The sequence below is a fragment of the Bradyrhizobium sp. Crot121 genome (assembly GCF_059512385.1).
Window position 1 is genome coordinate 169,143 of the sequence record NZ_JCAMOR010000011.1, and the last position, 9,075, is coordinate 178,217.

Annotated in this window: 10 protein-coding genes; 9 read left to right on the forward strand and 1 reads right to left on the reverse strand. The window is 64.4% G+C overall.

The window, feature by feature from the left end; all coding sequences use genetic code 11:
* Position 1 precedes the first annotated feature (1 nt).
* Genes AC5ZGW_RS13560 through dhaK form a run of 8 tightly spaced genes read left to right on the forward strand, consistent with a single transcriptional unit; the run spans position 2 to position 6,541 of the window.
* Complete coding sequence (locus AC5ZGW_RS13560; protein WP_130222518.1) at positions 2-1,099, forward strand: ABC transporter ATP-binding protein; 1,098 nt, start codon at positions 2-4, stop codon at positions 1,097-1,099.
* A complete protein-coding gene (locus tag AC5ZGW_RS13565; protein ID WP_130222520.1) occupies positions 1,092-2,117 on the forward strand; it encodes an ABC transporter ATP-binding protein in 1,026 nt (341 codons plus the stop codon). The genes AC5ZGW_RS13560 and AC5ZGW_RS13565 overlap by 8 nt, the downstream gene beginning before the upstream one ends.
* Positions 2,118-2,138: 21 nt before the next feature.
* Positions 2,139-2,762 carry a dihydroxyacetone kinase subunit DhaL gene (gene dhaL / locus AC5ZGW_RS13570; RefSeq protein ID WP_028163195.1) on the forward strand — a complete coding sequence of 208 codons (624 nt, stop codon included), beginning with the start codon at positions 2,139-2,141 and terminating at the stop codon, positions 2,760-2,762.
* The gene (gene dhaM / locus AC5ZGW_RS13575) at positions 2,759-3,151 is read left to right on the forward strand and encodes a dihydroxyacetone kinase phosphoryl donor subunit DhaM (RefSeq protein ID WP_028163196.1); all 393 of its coding nucleotides are present in this window, start codon (positions 2,759-2,761) and stop codon (positions 3,149-3,151) included. Before dhaL ends, dhaM begins: the two co-directional genes overlap by 4 nt.
* Before the next feature lie 31 nt (positions 3,152-3,182).
* Positions 3,183-3,485: an HPr family phosphocarrier protein gene (locus tag AC5ZGW_RS13580; RefSeq protein WP_063623372.1), complete on the forward strand. Its 303-nt coding sequence runs from the start codon at positions 3,183-3,185 to the stop codon at positions 3,483-3,485.
* Positions 3,472-5,106: a phosphoenolpyruvate--protein phosphotransferase gene (ptsP, locus tag AC5ZGW_RS13585; RefSeq protein WP_245474478.1), complete on the forward strand. Its 1,635-nt coding sequence runs from the start codon at positions 3,472-3,474 to the stop codon at positions 5,104-5,106. Before AC5ZGW_RS13580 ends, ptsP begins: the two co-directional genes overlap by 14 nt.
* On the forward strand, positions 5,099-5,521 hold the full coding sequence (locus tag AC5ZGW_RS13590; RefSeq protein ID WP_130222522.1) for a hypothetical protein: 423 nt from the start codon (positions 5,099-5,101) through the stop codon (positions 5,519-5,521). The genes ptsP and AC5ZGW_RS13590 overlap by 8 nt, the downstream gene beginning before the upstream one ends.
* A gap of 36 nt (positions 5,522-5,557) precedes the next feature.
* Positions 5,558-6,541 (forward strand): dihydroxyacetone kinase subunit DhaK, encoded by a 984-nt coding sequence (gene dhaK / locus AC5ZGW_RS13595; protein ID WP_130222524.1) that lies wholly within the window; start codon positions 5,558-5,560, stop codon positions 6,539-6,541.
* A gap of 168 nt (positions 6,542-6,709) precedes the next feature.
* On the opposite strand, the gene AC5ZGW_RS13600 is transcribed toward dhaK, so the two are convergent.
* The gene (locus AC5ZGW_RS13600; RefSeq protein ID WP_130222526.1) at positions 6,710-8,158 is read right to left on the reverse strand and encodes a helix-turn-helix domain-containing protein; all 1,449 of its coding nucleotides are present in this window, start codon (positions 8,156-8,158) and stop codon (positions 6,710-6,712) included.
* A 267-nt stretch (positions 8,159-8,425) separates the two neighbouring features.
* Here AC5ZGW_RS13600 and AC5ZGW_RS13605 point away from each other — a divergent pair.
* Positions 8,426-9,075, forward strand: a 650-nt coding sequence (locus AC5ZGW_RS13605) for a carboxyl transferase domain-containing protein (RefSeq protein WP_496113921.1), incomplete at its 3' end; no start/stop codon positions are given.

Below are 9,075 nucleotides of genomic sequence, written 5' to 3' on the forward strand. Positions count from 1 at the left end.
CATGGCTCAGATCCGCATCGAATATCTTCGCAAGTCGTTCGATCAGTTCACGGCGGTGGAAGGCTCGACATTCACCATCGACGACGGCACCTTCTTCGCGTTGCTCGGTCCCTCCGGCTGCGGCAAGACCACCACGTTGCGCATGATTGCCGGCCTCGAGCTGCCGACCGAGGGCAAGATTCTGCTCGACGGGGAGGACGTCACGTTCCACCGTGCCGCCGCCCGCGACATCGCGTTCGTGTTCCAGCTGTTTGCGCTCTATCCGCACATGAATGTCGGGCAGAACATCGGCTTCCCGCTAAAGTGCCAGGGCATGGCGCGGCACGAGATTCGCGAGCGGGTGCAGGAGACCGCGCGGATGCTGCGGATCGAGCATCTGCTGTCGAGCAAGACGTCAAAGCTCTCGGGCGGCGACCGCCAGCGCGTCGCGCTCGGGCGAGCCATGGTGCGGCGCCCGAAGGCCTTCCTGATGGACGAGCCGCTGGGCGCGCTCGACGCCGAGTTTCGTCATCTGATGTGCGGCGAGCTGCGCGACCTGCACGATCGCATCAAGGCGACCACGGTCTATGTCACTCACGACCAGCTAGAGGCGATGTCGATGGCCGACCAGATCGCGATCATGAACAAGGGGCGCGTGGAACAGATCGGCACGCCGCAGGAGGTCTATGACCGACCCGCCTGCATGTTCGTCGCGGACTTCATCGGCTCGCCGTCGATGAACTTCCTGCACTTCGAGGGCGGGCTGCGATCCGGTGACCGGGCGATCAATTTTCACGACACCAGGCTCGCGGTGCCCGAGATCCGCGAGGACCGCGCAAGCGCGGCGCTGGCGCTCGGGGTTCGTCCGGAGCATATCCGCTTCGCCGACGCCGGATCCGTTCGTGGCGAGGTGTTCGGCGCGGAATATCTCGGCACGACGCAGATCGTCACGATCGACACGGCGTATGGGCGGGTCGCGGCGCGGCTACCTTCGAGCGCCTCGGTGCGGATCGGCGAGACCGTCGGCCTCGAATTCAACTCCGATCGGCTCTCGCTGTTCGATGCCGGCAGCGGCCTTGCAATCAGGACCGCCAGGGAGGAGGGCATGCGCCATGGTTGACGTCAGCTTGCGCAATATCAGCAAGCGCTTCGGCGCGGTGGACGCGGTGCGCGACCTCTCGCTGACGGTGAACGACGGCGAATTCCTCGTCCTGCTCGGGCCGAGCGGCGCCGGCAAGACCACGACGCTGCGGTTGATCACCGGCCTCGAGAGCCCCGACGCCGGTTCGGTCATGATCGACGGGCGCGACGTGACGCATGATCCGCCGGGTGCACGGGACATCGCATTCGTGTTCCAGCAATATTCGCTGTATCCGCATTTGTCGGTCTACGACAATTTGGCGTTCCCGCTGCGCTCTCCGGCGCGGCGCGTGCCGGAGCCGCTGATCCGCGAGCGTGTCGAGCAGACGGCGGAACTGCTGCATATCGCCAGCAAGCTGAACAATCGCGCCACCCGCCTGTCGGGAGGTGAGATGCAGCGGGTCGCCATCGGCCGCGCGCTTGTGCGCGATCCCTCGATCTATCTGATGGACGAGCCGCTGTCGTCGCTGGATGCAAAGCTTCGCGCCGAACTTCGGCTCGAGCTGAAGCGGATCCAGCTCGAGCTCGGCGCGACCATCCTGTATGTGACCCACGACCAGGTCGAAGCCATGACGATGGCATCAAGGATCGGCGTGATCAAGGACGGCCGGCTGCTTCAGCTCGGCACGCCGAGGGAGATCTATGAAAATCCATCCAGCAGCTACGTCGCTTCGCGGCTCGGGACGCCACAGATCAATTTCCTGCCCGCGCGGCTGCTGTCCGATGTGGCGATGCCGCCGGAAACGGAGACGGTCGGCATCCGTACCGAACACCTCCAGATCGCCACGCGCAACGACGGACGGATGATCGGCCGGGTGCATCGCGTCGAGCACCTCGGCGAGCAGAATCACGTTCACCTGGACTATAAGGGCGAAACGCTGGTGACGCTGGCGGATCCGCATCAACCGCTGCGGGCCGGCCAGGAGGTTGAATTGCAACTGGTGCGTCCGCTGTGTTTCGACGGTGCGGGACAGCGCATCGGCCCGATGGTTCATTAGAGGAGCGAAAGGTTCAGATCAATGTCGGTGCAACCCGAGACATTCAAGTCGCTGCTCAAGGCGGCCGCCGAGCAGGTCATCGATAGCGCGCCGGAGCTCACGAGTCTGGACCAGGCGATCGGCGACGGCGACCACGGAACCAACATGAAGCGCGGCTTCGAAGCGGTGCTCGGCAAGCTCGATGCCATCTCGGCGCAACCGCTCGACGAGGCGTTCAAGACGATCGGCAAGACCCTAGTCATGACGGTCGGCGGCGCTTCCGGCCCGCTCTATGGCAGCTTCTTTCTCGCCGCGGGCGAGGCGCTGTCGCACGACAAGCACCTGCCTGACGATCTCGCCGACGTGTTCGGCAGTGGCGTGAACGCGGTGAGCGCGCGCGGCCGCTCGCAGGCCGGCGAGAAGACGATGCTCGATGTGCTCATTCCGGTGCTGGAGACACTGAAAGCGGGCGCCGGCCAGCCCGATCTGATCGCGCGGGTGCGCACCACCGCGGCTGAAGCGGTCGAGCGCACGGTGCCGATGCAAGCAACGAAGGGTCGGGCGTCGTTCCTCGGCGCGCGCAGCGTCGGTCATGTCGATCCCGGGGCGCGATCGAGCTGCGTTCTGCTGCACGCGGTGTGCGCTGGCCTGGAGGCGCGGCAATGACCGACACCGTGGGCATCGTGATCGTATCGCATTCCCGGGACATCGCGAAGGGAACCGCAGACATGGTGCGGCAGATGGTCGGCAGCGAGGTCAAGGTCGCCTTCTGCGGCGGCAATCCCGACGGTGGTCTCGGCACCAGCGTGCCGCTGATCATCGACGCCATCAACGACGCCTGGTCGTCGAAAGGCGTTGCTGTGCTTGTCGACCTCGGCGGCGCCGAGACCAACAGCGAAATGGCAGTCGAGATGCTGGAGCCGGCGCGGCGTGATCTCGTTGTCGTCTGCAACGCGCCGATCGTCGAGGGCGCCGTCATGGCGGCGACGGAAGCTGCGGGCGGCAGCTCGCTGGCCCAGGTCAGGGCCGTGGCCGAGGAACTCTCTGCCGACTGAGGCGTCGGCGAAGCGATGATGGATGACGAGCATGCTTGATAAAGCGGACGAACAGATCTTCACCGGCAATGTGCGGCTGGTGCATGCGGTTGGCATGCATGCGCGCCCCGCGGTCAAGCTGACCAAGCTCGCCAAGAAGTTCGAGGCCCAGATCTCCGTGCGGGTCGCGGGCGCACCCGAATGGATCAATGCCAAGAGCGTGGCCAAGATCATGGCAATGCGCGCGGCACACGGCAGCACGATCGAGATCAAGGCTTCCGGCAGCGATGCCGAGGCCGCGGTCGCGGCGCTGGTTGATCTGATCGCAAGCGATTTCCCGGATGGAGCACCATAGCATGCAGGGCGGCGCTGCAGGGCTGGCGTATCGCGGCAGGACTGCCTCGATCGGCTTTGCCCATGGCCCGTTCGTCCGCGTCGACGCGGGAGCTGGCGGCGAGCGGGTGGCCGGTACGCTGGTCGAGGAGGCGCTGGCCTTGCGCAATGCGATCGACGTCGCGAGCGTGCAGATCGCCGATCTTGCCGCCAGCGCCGGCGGCGAGGCCGCGCAGATTCTCGAATTCCAGGTCGCGCTGCTCGAGGATGAGGAATTGATCGAGGCGATCTTCGCGTCGATCGGCGAGGGACGTCCCGCCGATATCGCATGGCGTTCCACGCTCGACGCCCATATTGCCGAGTACAACTCCGCACCGGACGACTATCTGAAGGCGCGCTCCTCCGATCTTGCCGATTTGCGCGACCGCGTGATCCACATTCTGCGTGGCGACCAGGACCAGCCGCTGAAAATCCCGCGCGGAGGCGTGGTTTGCGCCGACGATCTGCCGCCATCGCGATTCCTTGAGATTAACTGGTCCGGCGGCGGTGGCTTGGCGCTGTTGCGCGGCAGCCCGACCAGCCATGTCGCGATGCTGGCGCGAGCGCGCGGCATCCCGATGGTGGTACAGCTCGGGGCCATTCCTGACACGGGCACCACAGCGCTGCTTGACGGCGAAGGCGCCACGCTGGAGCTGGATCCCAGTGCCGAGCAGGTCCGAATTTTCGAGAAGCGGCGCGACAGCCATCACAAGAGCAGGGCATCCGCGCGCGCGATCCTGCGGCGGCCGACAGCCTCCTGGCGCGGCGAGCGGATCAAGCTCTTCATCAACATCCAGCGCGTCGAGGATCTCGAGCATGCCGACGCGCAATATGCCGACGGCATCGGCCTGATGCGCACTGAGTTCCTGTTGACGGAGCGCGGTGGCCTGCCCGACGAGGAGACACAGTTTCAGGCTTACGATGCGGTGTTGCGATGGGCCGGCCAGCGCCCCGTCACCATCCGCACCTTCGATGCCGGCGGTGACAAGCCGGTGGCTGGCTTCACGCTGGACGGCGAAGCCAATCCGTTCCTCGGGGTGCGCGGCCTGCGCCTGTGCCTTGCCCGGCCTGAGATCTTTGCGGTTCAGCTCCGCGCGCTGGCGCGGGCCGCGGTGCGCGGCAATCTCAAGGTCATGTTCCCGATGGTCACGTCGGCGGACGAGCTCGAGGCGGGGCGGAAGCTGTTCGCAGATGTCGTGCAGCACTTGCAGGCGGATGGCATTGCCGCGATGCTGCCCGAGCTCGGTATCATGGTCGAGGTGCCGGCGGCGGCCCTGGCAATCGCGAGCTTCAAGACGTCCTTCTTCTCGATCGGCTCGAACGATCTCGCGCAATATGTCCTGGCCTGCGACCGTTCCAACGGAGCTCTCGTCCCCCTGATGGATCCGCTGCATCCGGCAGTGCTCGAACTGATCGCGCGGACCGCGGAGCATGGGCGGCGCGCCGCCATCAGCGTCAGCCTGTGCGGCGACATGGCGGGTGATCCGCGTTGTCTGCCCGCCCTGCTGAGTTGCGGCCTGCGCGAGCTCTCCGTCAATGCATCGGCGCTGGCGCAGATCAAGCAGACCATCGACCGGCTGAGCAGCGGAGGCGGCCTTGGCTGATACGGCGGCCGACGACGCGCCCGAAGCCGGCGCGGTTGCGGTCTACAAGCGCATCTTCAAGGAGGTGCTGGAGAGCCGTCCGTCGGGCATGCGGCTTCGGCTGGCCCATGCCATGGGGAAGAACCGCAGCTTCGTCAGCCAGATCAGCAATCCGGCCTATCCGGTGCCGATACCGGTGCAGCATCTCAATACGATCTTCGATGTGTGCCATTTCCCGCCGCAGGCGAAGACGGCCTTCCTTCGCGCCTATGCGCGCGCTCATCCGCGCCGCGTCGGCCGGTTGAGCGAAGGCTCGCACGAGCGGACACTGACGCTGCATCTGCCGGATCTCGGCAGCGCCAAGCGCAACGCCGAGCTTGACACGCTGCTCCAGGAGTTCACGCGGCGACTGATTGCCATCATGCGGGAAAAATAGGCGAGGAACGCCGGGCGGACGAAGCGGGAGGACACAATGAAGAAGTTCATCAATTCGGTCGACAATATGCTCGCAGAGAGCCTCGACGGCTTTGCCGCCGCGCATGCCGACCTCGTCATGCTCGGCGCTGAGCGGAAATTCGTCCGTCGCCGCGAGCTGAATCCGAGGAAAGTTGCGCTGGTGTCGGGGGGCGGCAGCGGGCATGAGCCGCTGCATGCCGGCTTCGTCGGCTACGGCATGCTCGACGCCGCCTGTCCCGGGCAGGTGTTCACATCGCCGACGCCGGACCAGATCGTCGAGGCCGCCCAGGCGATCACGGGCGACGCTGGCGTCCTCTTCATCGTCAAGAACTATGCCGGCGACCGCATGAACTTCGAGATGGCGGCGGAGATCGCCGAGGGCCGCACCGCCACCATCGTGACCGACGACGACGTCGCGGTCGAGAAGTCGACTTACAGTATCGGACGGCGCGGCGTCGCCGGCACGCTGATCGTCGAGAAGATCGTCGGCGCGGCGGCCGAGAAGGGCGCCGATCTTGCAACTTGTGTCGCGCTTGGCGAGCGCGTCAACGCACAGACGCGTTCAATGGGCGTTGCGCTGACCAGCTGCACCGTTCCGGCGGCGGGCACGCCGACCTTTGCACTTCGTGACGACGAGATAGAGATGGGGGTCGGCATTCACGGCGAGCCGGGACGCCGCCGCGTCAAGCTCGCGCAGGCCGATGCGATCGCCGCCGAGATGACCACCGCCATCGCCGATGATCTTGGCACGCGGGCCGGTACCGAGGCGCTGCTGCTCGTCAACGGCTTCGGCGGCACGCCGACGATCGAGCTCTATCTGATGTACAACGCGGTGCGCAGGATGCTCGAGGAGCGGGGCCTGCGCATCGCCCGTTCACTGGTTGGCAGCTACGTCACATCGCTCGAAATGGCCGGGTGCTCGCTCACCGTGAGCCTGCTCGATGGCGAAACCACTGCGCTCTGGGATCATCCCGTGCGTACGGCCGCATTGAAATGGTGACCGCTGCGGTGTGAGCGGCCGCTGATTTTCAGGATGATGGTGGACCATGATTGCCCCAGAAGGATCGTGTGGCCGATTGTCGTTGCGAGTTCGGTCACAGCCGGCCGCGCCATGGCAAGAAAATGAAGAGTTGCTCGATCGCCGCCAGGTCGAGCGGACTTTGCGAAATCATTTGAGGCTGCTGGTGCGAGAAGTCTTGGCATCGATCTGATACGGAACGACGCCTCTTTCGACGGTACCCACGTCAAGTGGGTGGCCGATCGGCGGTAGTGCTCGGTGACGGCAATCGCTTCGCTCGCAGGCTCTGCATCCCGGGCCGATGAAGTCGACCGCATCGAGATCGTCCAGGTTCAGTCCCTTTGCGTAAACCGTCTCGCCCGCATAGGTCACCTCACACCCGAGTCCGACGGCGACCGCGCGCGGTCGGTTCAGATATGAGCCCGCCGAAAGGCTGACGGTCCGAGCTACGCAAAGATACCTCGTTCCATCAGGCGTAGCAGCTAATTGGGCCAGGATGCGGCCAGGATGCGAAAACGACTGGTGTACGTTCCATACGGGGCAGGGACCTCCGAAGCGCGCGAACTGAAAGCGGGTGGCGCTGCTGCGCTTCAAGACGTTGCCGGCGATGTCGATTTTCAGGAAATAGAACGGAATTCCCGGCGAGTTTCTCCGTTGCAGCGTGCTCAAACGATGGCAGACCTGCTCGAAGCTCGTGCCAAAGCGTCGCTGGAGGCGTTCGATGTCATAGCGAACGTCGCGCGCTGTGGCGAGAAATGCTCCATATGGCATAACCAGGGCGCCGGCAAAGTAATTGGCGAGTGCGACGCGCGCGAGCGATGCAGCTTCCTCGTTGCTGAGACGTGCCTGTCTGATCTGACGTTCGATGCTGTCTCGCTGTTCGAGCAGGCCGATGACGTGAGCGATCCAGAACAGCCGGCTTTCCACCGGCGCATCTTTGGACATGAAAAGCGTTTTGGCGTTGCTATCCAGCCGCCAGATCATTCCCTTGCCAAGATCCACCGGGCCTTGGCCGATCCGAACCCCGTAGGTATCACGCAAATATCTGATGAAGTCCTCGCCGCGGTTCTCGGGCTGAAAGTCTCTTGCCTCCGAAAGCCGTTCCGCGGCGCGATCAAGCGCATCAAAATGGTTACGTTTTGATTGCACCCAATCGCGTACCTCGTCATAGGGAAAGCGGCTGGCCGCACCCACGTCGGTTTGGGCCACACGCGTTTGCAAGGAGCGATGTTCCTCTTCGAGCGCAAGATAACCGCGATAGAGATGCAAAAAGCGCTGCGCGATATCGGGGGCGACCCGGACGGCCGCGCTGGCCTCGTCAGGCAAAATGGGCGACCCGAACAGAGGGTCACTGGCGCTTTCACGAAGTTCGCTGGCGAGCCGCAAATCGTCGTCAGACGAAAAATAATTCGTCTCAATACCAAATTGCCGGCTGAGCCGCATGAGCAGCTCTCGCGTGATCGGCCGCTGATCACTCTCCATTTGACTCAAATAGCCCGCGGAAATGCTGAGAGCGTCTGCGAGCTCTGCTTGTGTCATGCTGCGTTGTTCGCGCAACCGCCGTAGCCGGTCGCCGGCAAAGATCTTGTGCTGTCTCACTTGGCAAACTTTACAACTGGTTCAGCGCTATCGGCAAAAATAAGCACTTTCTTCGGTCCCTTGCGGCGATCTCCTTGCTAATCTTGCATACATTGACTGGGATGCAAAGCGCCGGGGGGCCGGTTTGGCAATCCATCCGCGCTTGCCGGAGCAGCCAGGTGGTACCGGGGGACTATGTGCGAATGCTCGCGCGCCCTGCATCGGCTCCGTAAGGGATTCCTGTCCCGGCGCGACCAGGTCGGACCGGATTGTGAGGATGTGGCTATCATGACGATGTTGGCTGAACTGGAGGAAAGGCGTGCCGGCGCAAAGCTGGGCGGCGGGGAGAAGCGCATCGAGGCGCAGCATGCCCGCGGCAAGCTGACCGCGCGGGAGCGCATCGAGCTGCTGCTCGACAAGGGATCGTTCGAGGAATTCGACATGTTCGTCGAGCACCGCTCGATCGAGTTCGGCATGGAGAAGACCAGGGTTCCCGGCGACGGCGTCGTCACCGGCTGGGGCACCGTCAACGGCCGCAGGACCTTCGTCTTCGCCAAGGACTTCACCGTGTTCGGCGGCTCGCTGTCGGAGACGCATGCGCTGAAGATCACGAAACTCCAGGACATGGCGATGAAGGCGAGGGCGCCGATAATCGGCCTCTATGACGCCGGCGGCGCGCGCATCCAGGAGGGCGTCGCCGCGCTGGCCGGCTATTCCTACGTGTTCCGCCGCAACGTCATTGCCTCCGGCGTGATTCCGCAGATCTCCGTCATCATGGGTCCGTGCGCCGGCGGCGACGTCTATTCGCCGGCGATGACCGATTTCATCTTCATGGTGAAGAACACGAGCTACATGTTCGTCACCGGCCCCGACGTGGTGAAGACCGTGACCAACGAGGTGGTGACGGCGGAGGAACTCGGCGGCGCCTCGGTGCACGC